Source organism: Streptomyces sp. NPDC037126, assembly GCF_055605965.1.
On sequence record NZ_JBVJTD010000036.1, the window covers coordinates 33634 to 52661 of the forward strand.

General features: G+C 71.7%; 23 protein-coding genes. 1 reads left to right on the forward strand and 22 read right to left on the reverse strand.

All coding sequences use genetic code 11. The annotated features are described in order from the left end of the window. Nucleotides 1-87: 87 nt before the first annotated feature. The 6 genes from ACZ7FF_RS40880 to ACZ7FF_RS40905 all read right to left on the reverse strand — a co-directional run bounded on the left by ACZ7FF_RS40880 (nt 88) and on the right by ACZ7FF_RS40905 (nt 5143). Nucleotides 88-624 carry a DUF6248 family natural product biosynthesis protein gene (locus tag ACZ7FF_RS40880; protein ID WP_470819326.1) on the reverse strand — a complete coding sequence of 179 codons (537 nt, stop codon included), beginning with the start codon at nt 622-624 and terminating at the stop codon, nt 88-90. Further along, nucleotides 621-1184 carry a hypothetical protein gene (locus tag ACZ7FF_RS40885; RefSeq protein WP_470819327.1) on the reverse strand — a complete coding sequence of 188 codons (564 nt, stop codon included), beginning with the start codon at nt 1182-1184 and terminating at the stop codon, nt 621-623. Before ACZ7FF_RS40885 ends, ACZ7FF_RS40880 begins: the two co-directional genes overlap by 4 nt. A 150-nt stretch (nt 1185-1334) precedes the next feature. After that, entirely contained in the window at nt 1335-2555 is a 1221-nt protein-coding gene (locus ACZ7FF_RS40890) for a hypothetical protein (RefSeq protein ID WP_470819329.1), read from the reverse strand. Nucleotides 2556-2624: 69 nt separating this feature from the next. Continuing rightward, a complete protein-coding gene (locus tag ACZ7FF_RS40895) occupies nt 2625-3470 on the reverse strand; it encodes a DNA-processing protein DprA (protein ID WP_470819331.1) in 846 nt (281 codons plus the stop codon). Between the two features lie 74 nt (nt 3471-3544). Further along, nucleotides 3545-4045, reverse strand: a complete 501-nt coding sequence (locus tag ACZ7FF_RS40900) for a single stranded DNA-binding domain-containing protein (RefSeq protein ID WP_470819333.1) — start codon at nt 4043-4045, stop codon at nt 3545-3547. Nucleotides 4046-4189: 144 nt separating this feature from the next. Then, complete coding sequence (locus ACZ7FF_RS40905) at nt 4190-5143, reverse strand: hypothetical protein (protein WP_470819335.1); 954 nt, start codon at nt 5141-5143, stop codon at nt 4190-4192. 189 nt (nt 5144-5332) lie between these two features. Here ACZ7FF_RS40905 and ACZ7FF_RS40910 point away from each other — a divergent pair, with 189 nt between their 5' ends. Beyond that, nucleotides 5333-5494: a hypothetical protein gene (locus tag ACZ7FF_RS40910; RefSeq protein WP_470819337.1), complete on the forward strand. Its 162-nt coding sequence runs from the start codon at nt 5333-5335 to the stop codon at nt 5492-5494. 36 nt (nt 5495-5530) lie between these two features. Here the strand turns inward: ACZ7FF_RS40910 and ACZ7FF_RS40915 are convergent, their stop codons facing one another. The 16 genes from ACZ7FF_RS40915 to ACZ7FF_RS40990 form a co-directional block, all read right to left on the reverse strand. Then, entirely contained in the window at nt 5531-6151 is a 621-nt protein-coding gene (locus ACZ7FF_RS40915) for a cell envelope biogenesis protein OmpA (RefSeq protein WP_470819339.1), read from the reverse strand. Between the two features lie 130 nt (nt 6152-6281). After that, complete coding sequence (locus ACZ7FF_RS40920) at nt 6282-6605, reverse strand: hypothetical protein (RefSeq protein WP_470819341.1); 324 nt, start codon at nt 6603-6605, stop codon at nt 6282-6284. A 74-nt stretch (nt 6606-6679) separates the two neighbouring features. Continuing rightward, nucleotides 6680-8236 carry a ParB/RepB/Spo0J family partition protein gene (locus tag ACZ7FF_RS40925; protein ID WP_470819343.1) on the reverse strand — a complete coding sequence of 519 codons (1557 nt, stop codon included), beginning with the start codon at nt 8234-8236 and terminating at the stop codon, nt 6680-6682. Nucleotides 8237-8616: 380 nt separating this feature from the next. After that, nucleotides 8617-9021: a hypothetical protein gene (locus ACZ7FF_RS40930; RefSeq protein WP_470819345.1), complete on the reverse strand. Its 405-nt coding sequence runs from the start codon at nt 9019-9021 to the stop codon at nt 8617-8619. A 160-nt stretch (nt 9022-9181) separates the two neighbouring features. Then, nucleotides 9182-10330, reverse strand: coding sequence for a hypothetical protein (locus tag ACZ7FF_RS40935; protein WP_470819347.1), 1149 nt, complete (start codon nt 10328-10330; stop codon nt 9182-9184). A gap of 104 nt (nt 10331-10434) precedes the next feature. After that, nucleotides 10435-11595, reverse strand: coding sequence for a hypothetical protein (locus ACZ7FF_RS40940; protein ID WP_470819349.1), 1161 nt, complete (start codon nt 11593-11595; stop codon nt 10435-10437). A 53-nt stretch (nt 11596-11648) separates the two neighbouring features. Beyond that, nucleotides 11649-11825: a hypothetical protein gene (locus ACZ7FF_RS40945; protein WP_470819350.1), complete on the reverse strand. Its 177-nt coding sequence runs from the start codon at nt 11823-11825 to the stop codon at nt 11649-11651. Next, entirely contained in the window at nt 11822-12115 is a 294-nt protein-coding gene (locus tag ACZ7FF_RS40950; protein ID WP_470819352.1) for a hypothetical protein, read from the reverse strand. Before ACZ7FF_RS40950 ends, ACZ7FF_RS40945 begins: the two co-directional genes overlap by 4 nt. Nucleotides 12116-12134: 19 nt before the next feature. Further along, nucleotides 12135-13208 (reverse strand): hypothetical protein, encoded by a 1074-nt coding sequence (locus tag ACZ7FF_RS40955; RefSeq protein WP_470819354.1) that lies wholly within the window; start codon nt 13206-13208, stop codon nt 12135-12137. A gap of 66 nt (nt 13209-13274) precedes the next feature. Then, nucleotides 13275-13766: a hypothetical protein gene (locus tag ACZ7FF_RS40960; protein WP_470819355.1), complete on the reverse strand. Its 492-nt coding sequence runs from the start codon at nt 13764-13766 to the stop codon at nt 13275-13277. Between the two features lie 84 nt (nt 13767-13850). Further along, on the reverse strand, nt 13851-14315 hold the full coding sequence (locus tag ACZ7FF_RS40965; RefSeq protein WP_470819357.1) for a hypothetical protein: 465 nt from the start codon (nt 14313-14315) through the stop codon (nt 13851-13853). After that, nucleotides 14308-15000: a hypothetical protein gene (locus ACZ7FF_RS40970; protein WP_470819359.1), complete on the reverse strand. Its 693-nt coding sequence runs from the start codon at nt 14998-15000 to the stop codon at nt 14308-14310. Before ACZ7FF_RS40970 ends, ACZ7FF_RS40965 begins: the two co-directional genes overlap by 8 nt. A gap of 288 nt (nt 15001-15288) precedes the next feature. Next, nucleotides 15289-16293 (reverse strand): DUF932 domain-containing protein, encoded by a 1005-nt coding sequence (locus ACZ7FF_RS40975; protein ID WP_470819361.1) that lies wholly within the window; start codon nt 16291-16293, stop codon nt 15289-15291. A gap of 181 nt (nt 16294-16474) precedes the next feature. Next, on the reverse strand, nt 16475-16777 hold the full coding sequence (locus ACZ7FF_RS40980) for a hypothetical protein (protein ID WP_470819363.1): 303 nt from the start codon (nt 16775-16777) through the stop codon (nt 16475-16477). Between the two features lie 23 nt (nt 16778-16800). Continuing rightward, the gene (locus ACZ7FF_RS40985; protein WP_470819365.1) at nt 16801-17292 is read right to left on the reverse strand and encodes a hypothetical protein; all 492 of its coding nucleotides are present in this window, start codon (nt 17290-17292) and stop codon (nt 16801-16803) included. Nucleotides 17293-17376: 84 nt separating this feature from the next. Continuing rightward, on the reverse strand, nt 17377-17724 hold the full coding sequence (locus tag ACZ7FF_RS40990; protein WP_470819367.1) for a hypothetical protein: 348 nt from the start codon (nt 17722-17724) through the stop codon (nt 17377-17379). Nucleotides 17725-19028: the final 1304 nt, after the last annotated feature.

Consider the following 19028-nt stretch of genomic DNA (forward strand, 5'->3'; position numbering starts at 1 on the left):
ACGAGCAGCGGACGGGGGAACTCAGGGCAGACGGCGCCGCGGGAGCGCAGGCGGGCGATGGTTCGGGGTCGGGCCCGATCGGGAGCGTCACGGCGTCTCACCGCCGGTGGCCTCCTCCGGCAGACCGGCGCTGGCGAAGAGGGACATCTGCCCGTCCGGTGCGAGCGCGGGCACGGACTTCGAGGGGCGCGTCGCCGACCGCCGGGCGGTCGGCTGCACCTCGGAGGCGTCGACGGCGTCGGCCTCCTCGGCTTCGCCGTCGGGCGCGTGCGTGCAGGGGCAGCTCCAGCGGCAGGGCCGCTGGCCGGGGCCGTAGCGGATCACCGCGACGACGAAGCCGCCGCGGTCGGTGATGGTGCCGGCGTCGTCGTCGACGTGGGGGCCGTTGCGGCTGATGCACTGGTGGTGGCCGGTGCGGCAGGGGTGGCAGGTGCCGGCCTCGCACGAGCACCACCGGTGGAAGCCGTGGGGGTAGGCGTCATCGATCTTGCGCAGTGCCTTGGTCCAGGCGTTCGCGCGGACCCAGGCGCCCTCCTCCACGGTCATGGGGGAGGCCACGGCGGAGGGGACGGGGTCGAGGATGCCCATGATCGATGCGCCCACGTAGCGCAGCCAGGTCGTCATGTGTCGTCTCCGAACAGAGTTGGGGTGGTGCGGAGTTCGTTCATCCAGGTGAGGAGGCGCGGGAGGTTGGCGTCGGAGCCGAAGGCGAGGTAGGTGCCGTCGGCGCTGGTGCAGCCGAAGGCCTGTGCGATGCGCAGCCGCCGGCGAGAGTTGACGCGGCCCATGTGGACGTCCAGGCCGCGCTCGCGGGCCTCAAGGGCTAGGCGGTGGGCGGCTGGTGAGGTCTTCCACTCGGTGCTGCCCGCCAGGAACAGCACGTCGATCAAGTCCCAGGGGATGAGGCCGTGCTCGCTGCCGTCCTGGGCGGCGAAGGCGGCCGGGATGCCCAGGGAGCGAATCTGCCGCAGCCAGGGCAGCGACTCGGTCAGGGTCGCTGTGGCGTCCATCGGGACGTCGGGGGCTACGGCCCACAGGCAGCGGTCTGGGCCGTAGCGGTCGATGGTCGCCCTGAGCCAGGCGAACCAGGCCTGCTCGCCGGGCCAGCCCTTGCCGAACTTGCCGTTGTCGCAGGCGTACAGGCAACCGGGCGGGATCACGTCGCCCTGGGCCGGGGTCGTCATGCAGGCCAGAAGTCCGGCCCGCATGGCGGCCCGAACGTCATCCCCGGACGGCGTGGCCAGGTACAGCACGGCGCAGAGGACGAGACGAATCAGGGGGTAAGGCCAGGGGAGCGCGCATGAGGTGTCCTTCCGCCAGAGAGAGGGGGTGGTTCAGGTAAGCGGGAGCTGGGCGGTGGAGCCGGAGATCAGGGCGTCCCATGCCGGCTCGAAGTTCTTGTCCTGCTTGTTGATCACGCGGGCGGGGGCGGTGGTGAAGAGCTCCTCCGCCATCGGCCAGGTCTCGCGACGCCGGCGCACCCAGGAGCGGGCGCGCCCGTACACCGGGTCGTGCTCGACCTCGATCCCGTGCCGCTCGGACACGGAGATCAGCCGCTGGCCCAGCTGGCGTGCGCGGCCGAGGTCGACGCGCTCGGTGGAGCGCATGACCGGGCGCCGCTCGCCGGAGGCGGACAGCAGGAACAGGCGGCGCACGTGGTACAGCGCCCACGGCATGTCGAGCTCGCGCTCGAAGGCCTCCAGACAATCGCGGTCCCGTGGGCGGGAGGGGTCGAAGCACTCCAGGAGGGTGCGCTTGCCGTACAGCTTGGCCTTGGGGTTGAGGCTCATCGCCGTGTACTCCAGGCGCAGCACCTCGCCGGCGATGTCCGGGTGGGACCGCATTCGTTCCAGGTGGGCGGGCAGCGCGCCCATGGACACCGGGAAGCAACAGAACGTGCAGTACGACTTCGGCCAGTGCACACCGAACCGCTTCAGCAGGTAGTCCTCTACCTGCTGCCGGTCCCAGCCCCAGTCGAGGAGCGGGTAAACCCCTCTCCGCCCGGGGAGCTTCGAGGCGGCCTCGTCACGCAAGCAGCGCCCGGCCTCGTTGGCGTTGAAGCCCATGACCTGCCGGAACGGGCGGCCGCCGAAGACCTGGCCGAGCCACCAGTCACCGACGGCGCCCTTGGCCCACAGGCTGCATTTGCGGGTGCCGGCCTGCTGGGGAACGGTGCCGACGGACTCCAGGTCGTCCCACCGCGTCCACGGCCCGCGGACGAAGAGCCGCTCGGGTTGGCGGGAGTCGTCCAGGACCGTGAACCCGTCCTCTCGCAGATGGCCGTTGCGCGCCAGCTGGACGAAGCGCACGCCGTGTTCGCGAAGCAGCGGCAGCATGAACTCCTCGACCAGGAGCCGGGTCTCGGGCCACTCGCTGCCGGTGGCCGTGTAGAGGACGGCAGTGCGCTCCAGGTCGATGCCGTGCGCGGCGGGGTCGGTGAGCATCCGGGCGAGGTAGGCGGTGGAGTCGGCGCCGAGGCCCCAGTTGATGACGGTGTCCAGGTCGTCGGGGGTGCTGAGGCCGGGCAGCGACGGGGTGTACGCGGTGCGGGGCATAACCTCCGTCACTCCTTCCGGGGCCCGTGCCCGGCCGGAGAGCCGGGCACGGACGGGCGGTTGGGCTGGTCAGCGCGGGGCGGCGAGCGCGTGCGCGGGGTCGGGGACCAGGACGGCGCGCTGCTCGGCGAGCAGGCGGACGTTGCCGTAGGCGCGCACGTCGCCGGTGGGGGGCGGGACAAGCACGGGCCGCTTCAGGCCGGCGGCGACCTCGGCGGTGTGCATCGCCGCCTCGGCGTGGTCCAGGGCCTCGATGAGAACCACGGCCCGTACGAGCGCGGCGAGCAGGGCGGCGCTGGCCCGGAGCGTTGCTCCGCTGGCCGGTGTGCCCGGCGGGAACAGGCTGACCACCGCGCCGCCGCTGGTGGGGATCGAGCTCAGCAGCTGGGCGTGGTCGTGCGGGTGGGCGCGGTCCAGGCCGCGCGGCAGGACGGCGAGCGTGGCGTGTCCGGCCTGGGCGGCGGCCCGGTGGGCGGTGGCGTCGACGCCGTAGGCGAGGGTGGCGGTGACGGTGTGCCCGGCCTCGGCGACGGCGGCGGCGAAGGCCTTCGTACGGGCGAGGGCCTGGGCGGTGGCGGCCCGGTTGCCGGTCACGGCCACGGCACGTGAGGTCAGCTCGGGCAGCTGCTCGCGGCCGCGCACCCACAGACCGAGCGGGCAGTCGGGGCCGAGGTCGGCCAGGGCGGCGGGCCAGATGTCGTCCGACGGGATGACGAACTGGCACGTCAGCTGGGCGCTGCCGAGTTCCTCGTGCGGCTTGTACTGGGCCAGGCGGCCGCTGGCGTCATGGTCGACGCCGTACTGCCAGACGTCCTTGGCGGGGTGATGGGCGAGGTGGTCGGCGACCTGGTGAGGGGGGAAGTGGGCGGCGAGCGCGGCGCGTGCGGCGCGCTCGGACAGGGCGGTGTCGGGCACGATGTACCTCCGTGAGAGGGCGGCGGCCGACGGCATGCCGGTGCCGCGATGGGGGGGCGAGAGCGCGGGCGCGGTCAGCGGCTGGGCGCGGTGACGGCATCCCAGGAGTTGCGCGGCGGGGACTGCCACCAGTCAGCGGCTGGCGCGGCCGGACGGGCGGGACCGGAGCGGTGTGCGGGCTCGGGGGCGGCTGCCGCACGCGGTGCCGGAGTGGGTGCGCGTCCGGCGAGGACGGCGGGCAGGGTGTCGTCGATGTAGGCGACGTGGTGGGCGAGGTCTACACCGACCTGGGCCGCGTCGAGGCGGAGCATGTTGTCGCGCAGAGCCAGGTTCCCGGTGGCGATCACATGGACGGCGTCGGTGAGGCACTCGGCGACGTGCCGGGCGAGAGGCCCGGTGACGGTGCAGATGACCGGGACCGGCTGGCCGTCGTGCCACTGCCCTCGGGTGCGGTCGTACTCGCGCGGGACCTGCACCACGGTGAACCGGGCGGCGGGGGTGCCGCGTTCGGTGTGGCGCAGCTGCACGGTTCCGAAGACGCGGCCGCGGATGACAGCGGTGGTCTCTCCGCTCATGGAAGTACTCCTCGATGCGACGAACGGTCTGGCGGTGCCCGGGAGCCACCCAAACTAGTTCCATAATACCTAGTCCAGAGCGGGTGTCATCCCCTTTTTTTCCTTCGGGGTGGAGACACCCGCCCCGCTGAGGCCGGCTCCTGCCTACGGCTCGCGGAGCTCGCGCTCCGCCTCGACTCCGCTGGTTGGCTTGGGCGTTCGGCAGGGTCCGGGCCCCTCGCAGCAGGTCGCCGCAGCCGGGTTGTCCCACTGGCAGGCCGGGCAGCGCCACAGCAGGCCGGCGGCCCGGGCCGCCGCGAGGATCGCCGCCTTCTGTACGGCGTCGGCCGTGCTCAGCAACGCGTCCAGCAGGGGCGGCCTGGGCGCGCTCTGTGTGCCGGTGTCGTCGAGCACGACCGTGTCCTCGACCTCGACGCGCAGCGGCACCGTGCCGTCGGGCCGGACGAGGTGATCGGGGACACTGTCGAGGTGAACGGACACCCGGACGGCGCCGGCCTGGTGGTCGAGGTAGGTGAACACCAGGACGCCGTCGACCTCCAGGCAGGGGAGATCGCCGTGGGTTCCCGCGTGGAAGACGGTGTTGCGGTGGGCCCGTTCGCAGGCGCCGGCGTCGGGGAAGTGGAAGTCGAGCGGCACGATCCGCGTGCGGTTCCTCCCGCGGATGGTGTCGGCGTACAGCGAGTAGCCCTCGTCCGGGCGGTTGTCGCGTTTCGGCCCGTAGTAGAGGTTCACGGCCGTGCGGTCGTCGGCGGGCGGTTCCTCAGGGACGCCGTCCTCGCCGACGAGGTTGTCCCAGGCTCCGCGCACATGCTGCGCGAGCGCGCCCAGGGCCGTGCCCTCGTCGGTGAACAGCTCGATGCCGTCCTCGTGCCGGTCCCAGCGGCGCAGCACCCAGGCCCGCCCCGGCGGGCGCGGCGGAATGTGCACGACGGCCGGGTTCGGAGCCGTGGTGAAGTCGAACTGCTCCAGCCAGTCGCCGAGGATGTCGACGACGTCCGCGCCGGGCCACTCGTCCGTGCGCTCCTCCAGATCGGTCATCTGCCGGTGCAGCGAGATGACGGCTTTGCCCACAGGGCTGTCAGGGTCGGGGATGATCACGATGGGCTCCTCTCGGTGTAGTGCGACCCGGTCTGCTCAGAACTCGCCGAGCAGACGGAGACTGACGTGCCAGCGGTGGGGGCCGGCCTAGTGCTCGGCAGAGGCGGTCGCCTGACGGAGGTCGTCCTCGTAGCTGTGGTTGATCCACGCCAGCACGCGCAGTTCGGCTTCGGCCGGGCTGGAGGCTCGATGGCGAACAAGGTGGTGGCGGAGGGCCACCCCTCGTCCGGCCGCTCGAAGACCGTGTCGCCGATCCGCTGGGCGTGCCAGGTGGTCTCCGGGTCGCCGGGAACGGGCGGCAAGGTCACGGGGTACGTGGTGGGCATGCAACGTCCCTTCTGGATGGCGTAGTTGGGGCGGCACCGGGGGCTGCCCCGGTCCGGCGGGCTAGGGGTTCTCCAGTCCCAGGGCCTTGTGCAAGAGGTCGAGCAGGGCGGCGTGGTCGGCAGGCAGCACGGCCTCGCGCAGGGTGCGCTTGCGCAGGACGGGCGCGTTCAGACTGATCCCGGCCGGAGCCCCGAAGGCGTCCTGGCGAAACACCAGCCGGTAGTGCCGGGCCGCGATCATCCATGCCTCGTACCGGTCGGCGGGCCGTCCGCTGCGGGCGGTGTGCCCCTCGTCCGGGGTCAGCTGGGGACACGGACATGAGGGATTGGCGCAGGGGCGGCCCGGGGGATGGGAGGCGAGCACGGGGCGGGAGCGGTAGTGGGTGGCGGTGCCGTTGAGCATCGGGCAGTGGGCGGCGGCGTAGGGCTGGCACTCCGGGTGCAGCCCGGGTTCGGGGGAGTAGCCCTGCTCCTGGTCGGCGGGGCGGACGATGACGAAGAACCGCTCCTCAAGAGGCTGGGAGCAGATCTGACACAGGTGGCCGAGGAAGGCGCGGCGGGCGCGGTCGGCGTCGAGACTGCCGAATACGGCGTGTCCGTTGTGGATCAGGGAGACCCACGGCACGACCAGTCCGCCGGCCAGCGGCCGGGCGAGGCAGCGCACGGGAATCGCGGGGCTCATCGAAGTCACACTCCCTTCGCGGGTTACGGGTGAGGACGGGATGGCCGGGTGGTGGGAGCCGACCCGCCGTCCGGCCGGACGGCGGGCCGGGGTGGGCGCCGGATGCACGGCGCCCACCGTGTGCCGTCGGTCAGCCGAGCGGGTAGAGCACCAGGGCGGCGACGGCCTTGTCCGGGATCTGGGGGAACAGCCTTCGCAGTTCGGGGTCGCGCGCGAGTTCGCTTTCCAGGGGGTAGACCTCGCCGGTCTGCTCGTAGTCGGGCGCGTAGCGGCCGATCGCGTAGGTGCTGAACGGCGAGTAGAGGTTGCCCTCGGCGTCCCGGGACAGGACGACCAGGGTCTTGCCCGGAAGGCGGGCCCAGTCGTTGCCGATCAGGCGGCGCAGTACGTCGAGGGTGAGCGGCTGGTCTGCCTCGATCGGCTGTGCGGCCTCAGCAGAATTGGACTTGGACATGACGGACTCCCTGCGGTCTTGATCGGTGGTAGCGGGGGCCGGGCACCGTCGGCGCCCGGCCGTCGTCCGCGCGGTCAGTTGTCGGTGGCGTCGTTGGTGGCGTCGGCGTCCTCGTTCCGGTGTGGGGCGAGGGCCTGTTCCTCGACCTCCGACAGCCGGTAGGAGCCCTTGTCCTCCTGACCGAGCTTCTCCAGGAGCAGCAGGTAGGCGGCCTGCTGGGGGGTGAGGTCCTCCCACAGGAAGCGGACCTGCATCCGGGCCTCGTGCCAGCCCTTCGGCTCGCGCATGTCGCGCTCGAAGGCGGCGGCGACGTGCGCGAACAGCACGTGCGGCAGCCGGGCCTTGGACAGGGTGACCAGCTGCGACAGGCACACCCGCTCGAACGGCGTCTCGGGCAGCTTCACGCCGAGCAGTTGGGCGACGTCCTCGGCCTCCTGCCGACCGGCCCACTTGCCGTAGAAGCGGGGAAGGTCCAGCAGCACCCCGGCGGCGAACCGCCAGGCTTCCTCCGGCAGGGCCTTGCTGGAGCGCACCAGCCGGGAGACGAACTCCTGCCGGGGACCGGCGGCGGCCTTCCAGGCCCGGTTGCACGCGGTGGTGCGGGCCCGTTCGGCGGCCTTGGCCTCGTCCTCGGCCGTCTTCTCCGGCTTCGGCTTGGGGCGGGCCTTGTGGCCGTAGGCGGCCGGGTCGGCGCAGAACCACACTGGCTGGTGCTCGTCGTCGAGCCGGGCGCTGTGGCCGGGGCAGTTCTTGTGGTTGTCCTCGGTCAGCGGGTTGCCCAGCGTGGTGGTCAGGTCCGTGAGCGGCCGGGCGGTGTCCTTCTCCCCGTACGGCACGCGTGCGGGCAGCAGGGGGACTTGCGCCTTCTCCAGCGCGGCGATCGCCTCCTTGCGGGCGGCGCGGTCGGCCTGCTCCGCCTTGAGCAGCGCGAGTTCCTGGTCCCAGTGACCGCGCCCGCCGTCCTCCGCCTTTTCGTCGCGGGCCAGCGCCCGCAGCAGACGGCCTTCCGCGTCGGGGACATCGGCGACCTCGGCGAGCGTGGCCATCTGCTCCAGGTCCATGCCCCCGGCAGACGCGCGGCGCAAGGTGGCGTCGTCGAGCTGCTGCGCGCGGCCGAGCCGCTTGCCGGTGCCGCGCTTGAGCCCCAGGGCGCGCGCGGCGGCCTTCTGCTCGACTTCGCCCATGCCGATCAGGGAGAGTTCGGCGGCCTTGAGGGTGTCCTTGGCGGACATGCCCTCGCGCTGGTGGTTCTCGATCAGGGACAGGAACCGGGTCCACGCGTCCCGGCCGACCAGGTCGGCGCGGACGAAGGCCTTGATCGGCCGCCTCTCGTGGCCTTCGGCCTCGGCGGTGGCGTTGGCGATCTGCGCGGCCTGGGTGCGCCGCCAGCCCTTGAACGCGCCGTAGGTGCCGTCCCGGCGGGGGCGGACGCTGACGGGGTCCTGGACGCCGACGGCCTTGACGGAGTTGATCAGGTCGTCGTCGGGCTCGGTGTCGTGCTCGCGGGCGTTGCAGTCGTCGCGATCGATGAGGTCCGGGTCGAGCAGGACGGCGGTCAGGTGCGTCTCGTCGGTGTCGACGGGGGCGGACTCTGCCGTCTGGTCAGTGACAGGGGTGGTGGCTGTGGCCATGTCTGGCCTCCTTGCGCTGGGTTGACGGACTTTCAGCGGTGCCGGGAGGGAGCCACCCCGACATGTTCCATAATACCTATATCTGGCTGTGGGGCAACTGAATTTCTCGGCGCTGCCTGAGCGCCGCATGGCAGGTCAGGACGCCTGTCGGCGCCTGGCCGCGTGTACGGAGCAGGCGTACACGGCGCGGGTCCCGCCCCGGAGACGGGGGATGGATGCCACCCGCTCGGTGCAGGGCACACCGCAGTCGACGCACCTGCGGTCGTCGTCAGGTACGGGGGATGGCGCGGGCGGCGGAGTCTTGACGGCGGGGGACATGGCGGAACCTTCTTCGTGGTCGGGCCGGGTGTACGGGCGTACGCACCCTCGGGCGTGGGGAGTTACTCGGCCTCGCCGGCGGTGGCCTCGCGGCGGTGCTGCTTGGCCATCGCCCGGGCGCCCAGCTGCGAGGGGACGGTCACGCTCCAGCCGCAGGAGCAGCGCGCCACGGTGGAGCCGTCGTACACCTGACCGCCCTTGCGCTCCCGGCCCTCTCCGGTCAGGCCCCGGTCGGACGGCCGGTACCAGCCGGACGGCTCCCCGGTGCTGATCAGGTGCCGGGCCTCGTGCGCGCACAGCAGCCGCAGACCTGCGTCTGCCACGGCGGCCACCCTGAAGTGATCCCACTCGGAGCCCTCCAGGCGGCCGGCGAGTTCCGCACCGGTGGTGCTGCGCAACTCGATCCGGCCGTCCGGCCACACGCGTGCGAAGGCGCCGGGACACTCCAGCCGACCGAGCCGTCGCACTGGCGGGGGATGCCGTTACGGTGATCCGGCGTCATCCGCGCGAGCAGCCGGACCGAGCACATGGCGGCGGACGGGTGGCGGTGGTCGGCCGTTTCGGGCGCGGCCTCGGCGACGGCGGTCAGCCAGGCCGGCGCGAGCGGGTACGCCTCGGGGTGCAGCGTCAGCAGGGCTGCGCGGTCGCGGCCGTTGCCGGAACGCACGGCGGCCCGTACGAAGTCCGAGGAGCGGGCATACCTGCGCACGGCCACCGGACCACGACCGGTGGCGAACCATGTCTGCTGACGGTCGGCGAGTGCCGACAGGTCCGCTGTCTCCAGCGGGGCGGCTGACAGGGGCACGGCGGAGGCCCTCTCGTGAGCGGGACCGGTGGGTGGTCTCCGGCGTGGCGGCCGGATGTCAGCCCTGGACAGGGCCTTTGGCCTGGCTCTCGGCACGCCACTGCGTCAGTTGACGGACGCATGCCGCTGTCGGCGAGACACGCGTGCGACGTGTCGGGGCAGGGGTGGCGGAGCACATCGATCGCGTCACCGTCCGGGTCGTGCAGGTAGGCGGTCCATCCCGCACTGCCCCGGCCGCTGCCGTGGTCCTCCTCCGAGTGGTCGGCCGAGCCCTGGTCGTCGATGCGGATCGTCCAGCCGTCGACCAGGGGGACGACGACGGCGGTGCGGCTGCCTCCGGTGCCGGTGAGGCTGCTTCCGTGGAAGGAGGCCAGTTCGAGGGCGCGGATGAGGATCTCGCCCGCGCGGCAGGGGATGTCGCGGGCGGCCACGAGCCCGGCGTCGAGGCGCTCGCGCAGGGCGGTGACCACATCCAGGACGGCTGCGGCTCCGGCCGGGGCGGCGGTGAGGCGGGTGTGCAGCTCGTCGAGTACGGCGGTGGCGGTCGGCGCGCCGGGCAGGTGCTCGACAAGGTTGGTGTGGAGGAGGAAGAGCCGTGCCACCCAGTGCCGTGCCGGGCTTTCCGGGGTGGAGGCGCGGAACTCCGGACAGGTGGGGTCGTCGCAGGCGAGGTCGTACGCGCGGGTGATCCCCTCGCGGGTGAGGGCCCGCAGGGTGCGGACGGCAGCGACGATGCGCGCGGGGTCGGCGAGCGGGAGAAGGTCACGCTGGTCGGTGGCGTGGGCCTCGTAGAGGACCCCGTCCCACAACCCAGCCAGTTCTACGGCGCGTTCGGCCCGGTGTGCGAGCCGGGCCAGCCGACGGGGGGCTCGCTGCGTCCCCAGCGTGAGGGCGGCGCCGGCCTCACGCTGGAGCGTGTAGGCGTGCTGGGCGTGGGTGGTGAGCAGCGCGGCCGCGTTGTGCAGGTCCACGGATAGCCTCCTCGCTCGCTTCCATCTGACGTGTTCCATAATACCTATTTCAAAGGGTGGGGCAACTGAATTTCTCAGCGCTGCCCCACCCCGGAACGCGCAGATCAGGGCCTGGTCGGCGGGTCGCTGTACGTGACCTGGATGCCGTCCAGCATGACGGCCACCGTTCGCCCTGGGCTGGTCAGGAGCCGCGCGTAGGCCTCCATGTCCTTGTCGTGGCGCTCGACTTCGCGTTCGGGCGCCTCGAAGCGGGCACCGGGCCGGATCGCCCCCCAGGGTTCCAGCAGCCGTGCCACCTTGGCCTTGCCCGGCTCTGCGCTGGGGTAGATGTGGAATCCCGGCGTCTGCGTGTAGTCGACGTCGGCCAGGCCGTAGGGCATGTGCCCGGCGGTGGCCAACTCCACGGCCAGCATTCGGAATTGCTCGTCCTCGATCAGGTCTGCAGACAGTCCCGGCAGGTCCATGGACGCGACCTGGGCGCGCCGGGTGGCGTCCTCCTCGCCGTTCGCGCTCTCGGCGATCCCCTGGGCCCACTCCCGGTCGTCGTACGTCCGCACGCACGCGCCGGTGAACTCGTCGACCAGGTCCCACCCTTCGCCCCCGGCGGCAGGGGCGATCCGGAACCGGGTGCCGGACTGCTCGGCCGGGGGCTCGGCGAAGAACACGTACCCGCTGCCGTGCGGCTCCGTCGTTGCCAGTCCGGCCCGGCGCAGGGCGTCGGCCATGAACGGTGCCACGGCGCGGGAGGGCCCGTCGAGCGTGTGCCACCAGGCGACGGCACACCGGGCGGTCAGCCCCAACGGGCGGCGTACCGGCTGCTCGGAGATCGCCACCCCGCCCCGGGGGCGGTCGAGGAATCCGGACAGGGCTGCGTCGGCCAGCTGGAACGTGGCCACCTGGGGGGCGGTGCGCTCGCGCAGCTCGGCCAGGGCGGCGGTGTGCGCGGGCAGCAGCCGCTGACGGATGTGGTCGGCCGTGTGCCGCGCGGTGGCCTTGGCCTGGCTCTCGCTGGGGCGCGGGCGGGGCAGGGCGGTGACCGTGATCGCCTTGACCTCGATGCCGTGCGCGGTGGCCTGCTCGGGCAGAACCGCGGTGACGGTGATCCGGGTCCGGGGGCGGTTGGGGGTGAGTTCCAGGGCGCGGCCGTCGGCGTAGACGACACGCACCCGGCCGGTGTCGCCGTCCGTCCCGGTGCGCTCGGCGCCGAGCTGCTCGGCAACCGAGCGTGCGAGGGACTCAAGGCCGGCGGGGGTGGACAGGTCCATGAGGGTGCTCCTTCGAGGAAGTGGGGGTGGGCGGGGGAGTCGGGGCGGTGCGCCTACGGCGCAGGGGGCTTGGCGTCGCGCTGGGAGGCGTGGCGCTCGGCGTCGGCGCAGGCGTCCTCGGCGGTGTATCCGGTGTCGCACCATGCGTGGCAGAGCTGTCCGGGCGGGGCGTTGCAGGTCTCGCAGCGCTCTTCGAAGTCCTCGGGCCTAAACGGCGGCGGGCTGCTCATGCCGGGACGTCCTTGATGTGCTCCGCCACCAGGCGGGCGGACAGCACCGGGGCCGTCGTCATCCGGGCCGCGCAGCTGGCCTGCCAGATCTGCCCCGGACTGGACGGGGAGACCTGGAAGTTGGTGGCCGGGCTGACCTGCCACGTGCGGCCGTGCGGGTCGGTCACGGTGTAGGTGAGGTACTGCGGGTCGTCCTGGCGGCCGTTGTCACTCCAGCCAAGGCCGGCGGCGGTGAGGGCGCGGCCGAGCTGGGCGCAGCGTTCCGGGGTGGCGTGCGCGAAGGTTGCCACGGGTCGTCTCTCCTCGTGATCAGGGGCGGGTGCCGGGGCGGCCTGGCAGTAGGCCACCCCGGGGAGCGGCCGTATCGGCCTGGGGGCGGGTGAGCTCGCGGTGGATGCGCTCGCTGGTCTCGCTCGCCTCCCGGCGGGCCTGCTCGGCTGCGGCCTGCGGGCTGGCGGCGTAGACGACGTTGGCGCTGCCGAAGGTCTCTTCGGCGTCCTCCTGGTGCTGCTCGTGGACGTCGGCCCGTTCGCCCGGATCGGCGGGGGCCTCCTCCACGTGCCAGATGTCGACGTCGCCCCCGCCCGTCCACTGACCGACCACGAAGTACGCGCGCTCTGTGCTCTCCGGCGCGGCGGCGGGCCGGGCCAACCCCTCGCGCTCCGACCGGAAGAGCGTCAGACGGCGGCCCTCGTCCTCGGCTGCGCGTGTGCTGATCTCGGCCCACTTCGGGAGGTACTCGGCGCGGTGGGCCAGGCTCTCGCGGTCCGGTGCCAGTAGGAGTGCGAGCACCGGGTGAGGACGGGCGGTGAACCAGCGGGCCAGCGTCCACCATGCTGCCAGACTGCGGGCGGCCTGGACCCGGTGGGCCTCGGCCTCCTCTAGCCAGCGGGCCTGCGCCCGTTCGGCGTGCGAGATCATCGCGTCCAGCCACCTCAGCAGCTGCGGGGTGTCGTGGCGTCGGGCCGCGTGCTGGAGGCTGGGGAAGTCGCTGCGCGCGGCGTAGTGTCCGGCGCACGCGCGCAGGATGGCGGTCAGCGTCTGGCTGGCCTGCGGGGGCGCGGGCCGGTCGTCGGTGTCGGTCAGGTCGCGCTCCAGCCATCCCCAGGGCACGTCGGCGGAGGCGAGCACCCGGACCGTGTTGCCGTGGTAGGCGCGGCCGCGGATGCGTACCAGCGGCTCGGCGGGGAGCTCGCGCGCGCTGACGGATCCGAGACTGGCGCGGACGGCGTCGAAGCGGTCCCATCGGGCGGGGCTGCTGGTCGCGGTCACGTGGACAGTTCCCGTGGCTGCGCCGGTGAGGGTGTAGAGCACGGCTCCGGTGGCGTCCGGCTCGGAGGGAACGGCGCGGACGGTGCCGGACGGGGTTGCAATGGTGATCACAGGGTGTCTCCTCGTGAATGGGGAGTTGGCGGGCGGCCCGGCCTCCGGCGGGGCCGGGCGGGGGCCTTAGCCGGTGACGGACGGGTCCGGCAGGAACGGGGCGGGGTATGCGCGGGCGACGGGCGCTGAGCTGCCCCCGCACGGCCGTACGGCGGCCTGCACGGCGGCGGGCTTCATGCCGTGCAGCCATTCGCGCTCGATGCGCCACCCGCAGACAACCGGGTCTGGTTCCTGGTCGGTCTGCACGACCAGGGTGGCCAGGACGGTGCAGCTGCCTTCCAGGGCGGCCGTGACGGCGGCCTCGATGACGGTGAACTCGTCCGGGTCGGCGTCCAGGTGCCATGCGGGGGCGGTCGTGACCGTGACGGTGGCGCTGGCCAAGCGGTACCGGCCGTCGACGTCCACTGCGGCGTAGTGCAGGCGGTGACGTCCAGCCCCCAGGGCGGTGAAGAGCTGGGCGAATGCGAGGTGCGCGCGGTCGCGGGCGGAGGTGATCGCTTCGTCTCCGGGGTAGGGCAGGCTGCGGCGGGCGGGCTGGTCGGGCTGTGGGTTCGGCACGGTGACTCCAGCGGGGCGACGGGTGGGGGCCGGCTGCGCGCGGCGGGCGGGGGTGTCCCGCGCGCTGTGGCGCGCGGGCACTGGTCAGATGACGGGGCGGCGGCGGCCCAACTCGTCCAGGCGGCGGATGTCGGGCGCGGGCTCCTGGAAGTGGCACCAGGTGCGCCCCATGAAGTCCTCGGCGGTGTAGAAGTGCACCGTCCGGGCCCGGCCGCTTCCTCCTGCCGTGGTGTACGCGGCGGCGTACCAGTAGCCGTTGATGTTGAACGGAACGGCGTCTGCGGGCCACTCGTGCGGGACCGGGGTCAGGTGCGCTCGGCGGGCGTGGTGCAAACGGCGGTCGGTGGTGAGGTCGACCGCCATGAAGTGGTCCCGCTCTTCCGGGTGCTGCTCGCCGAACTCGTCGTCCTGCTCCCAGCAGGCGTCGCAGTGTCCGAACCACGTGCACGGCAGGAGGTACAGGGGGTGGTCGTGCATCTCGGTGATGGTGCCGTGGTAGGTGACGCGGCTCCCGATGAACAACCGGGGGGCGGGCGCGGTCTCAGGCATGGGCGGCCTGCCAGGCCTTCGTGTTCCACTCGCGGGTCAGTTCGTCGGCGTACGCGACGTCGCGCGCGGACTCGGCGTCCAGCGCGGCCACGACCCGGACGCTGCCCCGGATCTGGTCCGCGCGGCGCTGGGCGGCGGCGGCCTGCTCCTGGCGCTCGGCCTCCTCCTCCGGCACGCGCTGAACGAGGTGGATCCGGTCGTCGCTGGTGAAGATCACGAGGTAGCGGCGGAAGTCCTCGATCCGCGAGGGGCGGGCCGGGCCGGTGGTGGTGTCGGCCAGCGTGGCGCGGGCCTTGTCCAGCAGTTTCGCCACTTCCTCGGTCGCCTTCACGCCCGTGCCCCGCTGGTGCTGGTTGCGGCCGTAGTAGACGCGTGCCTTGTCGCGGACGGGGGCGAACTCCACCGGGGCGTAGATGCTGATCATCCGGCGGGCGTAGGCGTCGCGCTGGTCCCGCTCGGCCTGGGCGGCGCGCGCGGTGTCGGTCACCTTGCCCTGCGTCCAGCTCAGCGCGGTGGCGGCGCACGACGTGCCGTAGTACCCCACGTCTTCGGCGGTGCCGTCCTCGTTCCCGTCGGCGTCTAGCGGCATGAGCGCGACGGTGCGCTTGAGGCCGCGGCGGCCGCAGCAACCGCACGTGTCGTAGTCGTCGACGATGCCTTTGATCGTCCACTTCGGGATGGGCATGGATGGCCTTCCGTGGGGCGGTGGGTGGGCGGTGGGTGTCGAGGCTGCTGGGCGTCCGCCGGCGCGGCCTGGGCGCAGGGAGGGGGCGGACGTGTTCTTGGCGCGCGCTCTGCTCCGCAGACGCGACGCGCTGCCGCTACGCGGCAGGGGCCGGCGGGCAGCGCTCCGCGCTGCTGGGTGCGGGGTTGAGCGCTCCGGGCTCGGGGGCGGGTGCGGCCACTGCTGGCCGGTGGGGCCGGGTGGGCACCCCCGTGGGGGAGTTGGGGTGCCCACCCGGCGGTCAGGGGGTCAGACCGTGGTGAGGGCGAATGCCTTCTCCATCAGGTCGTTCGCCGCTCCGCTGATGACCCGCTCGGCGCGGGCGTTCGCCTTCTCGGCGTCGGTCTTGCCCCGGGTCGGGGCGAAGTGGTTGGCGTACTCGGTGAGCGCGTTGTATCCGGCCCACCGCGTGCCCCGGATACCGGCCTGGGTGTCGGCGTGCTCGAACAGGTTCGAGATCGCCCCCCAGCGCTGGCGCTGGTTGGTCTTGGCGCGGGCGTGGTCGCTGTCCTTGACCGGCCACAGCTCGTCCACTACCGACTTCAGCTCGCTGAGCGTCATCTCGGCTTCGATCATGCGCTGTGCGGCCTGCTCGAACTCCTCGGCGTACTTGAACGTCAGACCGAGGGCGGAACGGGCCTGCGCGATGCGGGCCTTGGCTCCGGCGGTGTGCCGCACCACGAACGAGGACCGGGCCCCGTGGATGGCTGCGCGCATGGTGTTCGCGCACACCACCCGGACCGGCGTCACCACGATGCGGAACGCGCTGCCTCCGTCGTGGCTGTTGAACGCTGCGATGTACAGATCAACGTCGTCGTTCCCGCCGATCGTGAGACCCTGCGGCATCTTAATGGTCAGGAACACCTGACGGCCGTCCTTGAGCGATCCGGCGGTTTCGAAGTGCGCGCCGGACTCGTCGGCCAGCAGGTTGAGGAACTCGGCGTGTTCCTCGTTCTGCACGGGGTGGTAGTCGCTGCCGACCACTCCGAGCGTCTGCGTGCGGCCGGTCTTGGGGTGCGTGCGCGCGGTCGCGAAGTGCTGCGGTACCTCCAGCGGCGTGGTTCCCTCGGCCGTGATCTCGGTTGCGGTCAGGGGGAGGAGCCGCACGTTCCAGCCGGACAGCGACGCGAGGCGCATGGCTTCCTCGGCGGTCATCGCGCCGTCGGTGACGGTGCCGAGCTTTTGCCAGGCGCTCGTGTTGGCGGAGGCGAAAGCGGCGGTGCCGTCGGTGAACTGCTCGATCTCGTGAGCCACTTGGGGCTTCCCTTCTGGTGACGAACTTTCGGCGTGTCCGGTAGGGGGCCAACCCTTCCGAACTGGTTCCATAATACCTAACTCTGGAGGTGGGGCAACCGCTTAAATCTCCGGTGCGCCCCACCCCCGGGGCAGCCTGCTGACCTGCGGTTACGACTGCGGCGGCATGTGCCGGGTCAGGTCACTCCTCCTGCTCGGCAAGGGCGGTAACGCCGTAGTAGAGGTACTCCGGCACGTGGAACACGTTGGTCTCGACCGGGTAGTACTGCGGGCGCTCGGTGACCATCCGGAACCTCCGCCATCCGTCGACCGCGTCAGTCTCCGACCACTCCAGAACCTTGCCGAAGCCTGCGAGCGTGTCACCGACTGCGAGGTGCTTGACCTGTGCGCGGTAGCGCATGACACCGTGCCGGTCGTTCCCCTCCGGCTTGACCACATGGGCGCGCGGGTGGGTCTTGAGCTGCTCGGCGATCCTCTGACTCATGATCAGTTCCCTTCCGCGTGGGCCTACTGCTGCCAGTGCTGCGGCAGTGCCGTGATGCTCCACGCGTGGACTCCGGTCAGTGCGGTGACGAACGCGCCGTTCCTGTACTCGCTGAGCCGGTAGAGCGTGGACTCTCGTCCCCGGTGGTCCAGTTCGCGCTCAATGCGCGTCACCCAGTAGCGGCCGTGGCAGCACTCCTGCGACCCGTGGTAGCTGACCAACTGCCCGATGCTGGGGCCACTGTCCGCGCGCATGGCGGCGGACAGGTTGGACAGGGCCGTACCGAACGTGTGGGGCGGCAACGGCACGTCGGCCAGCGCGGGCCCGGTGTGCCCGGTCCGTACGCCAGAGATCCATCCCACTTCGAACAGGGGCCGGGCCACCTCGCGCACGTCGTGCGGGAAACCGGTGTTCTCGGGGAGCTGTTCCAGTGCCGCCCGAAATGCGGCCTCCATCTGCTCTCGCTCACCCTCGCTCGCCGGAGCGGCGCGGTGGGCCGGCTCGATGCTCGTCATGCTCACAGTGAATTTCCCTCCGGTTGGTGTAGGTGCTGGGGCTGTCCGGGGGGCCCGGTAAACCGGACCCCCCGGAATTGCTTCCTACTTCAGTCCGCGCGTCCGCAGGAATTCACTGATGCGGAATGCGACGGCTCGGACCGAAAGGGATCCTCCTCGGAACGTTCCGAGAATGCGGGGCCCGGTGTCGCTGTCGTGGATGATGTGAAACTCAAACCCCTGAGCGACCGGCAGAAGAATTCGGATGGGACCGGCCGTGGTCTCAAACCGAATTGACGTGGTGTTGTCGTCCTGGTTGTGCTCGATGACGGCGTCCCGCAGGAGTTCCGGGCGCGGGAGGTAATTGGCGATCCGGCGGGCCTTGACAGCCTGAGGGGTCGTGATCTCGTCCGTGCTAGGAGCCACCTTGCCTCCGCTGATGACGATTTCCACGCTTACGCCTTTCTGTTGACGAACGTTCGGCGGTGCCGGTTAGGGGGCCACCCTTCCGACATGTTCCATAATACAGCAACCTTGATCTGTTGCACCACCCCACGCGCAAACTCCTGCGCTATCTCCTGCGCTATCCCCTGTCCTCGGCCAGCGGCCGGCCTTCCCAACATCCCAGGTCAGATGGGCTCTTACGCGTGGTCGGGGGAGCTGACATCCCCTCTGCTGCCGCTCTCCCTGCCCGAAGAAGAAAGAAGGAGTGTGGGGGCGGGCATGGGCGGCGCGGCGGCTTCGGGGATCGGGGCCGGGGTTTTGGGGTTGCGCGTCGGCGGGGCCTCCGCGCTCGGGCGCTGGCGGGGTGGTGGTGTCCGGCCGCCGGAGGCGGACCCAACACTCCCTCTCACTCTGGCTGTCGGGCCCCGGAGGGGCCCTATTGCCTTTTTCCGGTTTCCGTGTTGCACTTTCCCCACGGAATCTCAATCAAATACCCTCGTCTCTAAGGGGGATCGGAGATTCCCCTGAACCCCGCTCAGCCAAACCAGATGACGGTCTCTCAACTCAAACCCCAACACCCCACCGAAACAACCAAATACCCGCACCGATGTTTGTGCCGGAGGCACAAACCCATTTGTCTGCCTTTCCGTGCCGGAGGCACGGGCCGTTGTGGAATGGCCGGAGGCCAGTTCCACAACCCCCGCCGGAGGCGGGGCAATTCGCGCGGGGACGCGCGAAACGAGCGAAGCGAGGGTTGCTCCTGGACGTCCTCGGGCTGGGCCTTTAGTCGCTTTCTTGCGACCGATGGAATTCCCGCTGAAGCCTGATGGTCCGTTAGTTCAGGCTGGGGTGTGGTGTGCTGTGTGGTCTCGCGCTGCGCCCGGCATCCTGAGTTCACAGGTCAGACTAGGTGTCAGAGGAGCCCGGTGGTGCGGCTCGGGCCGGTAGGGGTGGTGGGGCGTGGTTCCAGACTCTACCCAGGCCTCAAAATGATGCACGGGGTGTGCCCCGGTTCCGCCAACGGAACATGCTGCATCACCCGCCGTAGCCACGGCAGGAGTTGACCACCCACCCCGGCCACCCCCTCCCGTAGCCAGCCCGGCCCCGCAGGGGCCCCGGCCCGGGAGCGCAGCGGACCGTGCCGTCCCGGCCGCAGGCCGGGACATGCCCCTCGGAGCGCAGCGAAGAGGGGTCGGCCGCGCAGCGGCCGAACGCCCACGCGCAGCGTGGGCGGTGACACTCCGTCACTCCCCCCCGCGCAGCGGGGGCGAGTCCCTGCCCTGCGCGCAGCGCAGGGGGACCCGCTCCGCGGG

Bases quoted from the DNA above. Each gene is read 5' to 3' on its own strand.
- ACZ7FF_RS40945 (WP_470819350.1), bottom strand. From the start codon at position 11,825: ATGAGCAGCCCGCCGCCGTTTAGGCCCGAGGACTTCGAAGAGCGCTGC.
- ACZ7FF_RS40985 (WP_470819365.1), bottom strand. From the start codon at position 17,292: ATGACGAGCATCGAGCCGGCCCACCGCGCCGCTCCGGCGAGCGAGGGT.
- ACZ7FF_RS40885 (WP_470819327.1), bottom strand. From the start codon at position 1,184: ATGACGACCCCGGCCCAGGGCGACGTGATCCCGCCCGGTTGCCTGTAC.
- ACZ7FF_RS40900 (WP_470819333.1), bottom strand. From the start codon at position 4,045: ATGAGCGGAGAGACCACCGCTGTCATCCGCGGCCGCGTCTTCGGAACC.
- ACZ7FF_RS40890 (WP_470819329.1), bottom strand. From the start codon at position 2,555: ATGCCCCGCACCGCGTACACCCCGTCGCTGCCCGGCCTCAGCACCCCC.
- ACZ7FF_RS40910 (WP_470819337.1), top strand. From the start codon at position 5,333: ATGGCGAACAAGGTGGTGGCGGAGGGCCACCCCTCGTCCGGCCGCTCG.
- ACZ7FF_RS40915 (WP_470819339.1), bottom strand. From the start codon at position 6,151: ATGAGCCCCGCGATTCCCGTGCGCTGCCTCGCCCGGCCGCTGGCCGGC.
- ACZ7FF_RS40925 (WP_470819343.1), bottom strand. From the start codon at position 8,236: ATGGCCACAGCCACCACCCCTGTCACTGACCAGACGGCAGAGTCCGCC.
- ACZ7FF_RS40980 (WP_470819363.1), bottom strand. From the start codon at position 16,777: ATGAGTCAGAGGATCGCCGAGCAGCTCAAGACCCACCCGCGCGCCCAT.
- ACZ7FF_RS40880 (WP_470819326.1), bottom strand. From the start codon at position 624: ATGACGACCTGGCTGCGCTACGTGGGCGCATCGATCATGGGCATCCTC.
- ACZ7FF_RS40970 (WP_470819359.1), bottom strand. From the start codon at position 15,000: ATGCCCATCCCGAAGTGGACGATCAAAGGCATCGTCGACGACTACGAC.
- ACZ7FF_RS40965 (WP_470819357.1), bottom strand. From the start codon at position 14,315: ATGCCTGAGACCGCGCCCGCCCCCCGGTTGTTCATCGGGAGCCGCGTC.
- ACZ7FF_RS40920 (WP_470819341.1), bottom strand. From the start codon at position 6,605: ATGTCCAAGTCCAATTCTGCTGAGGCCGCACAGCCGATCGAGGCAGAC.
- ACZ7FF_RS40940 (WP_470819349.1), bottom strand. From the start codon at position 11,595: ATGGACCTGTCCACCCCCGCCGGCCTTGAGTCCCTCGCACGCTCGGTT.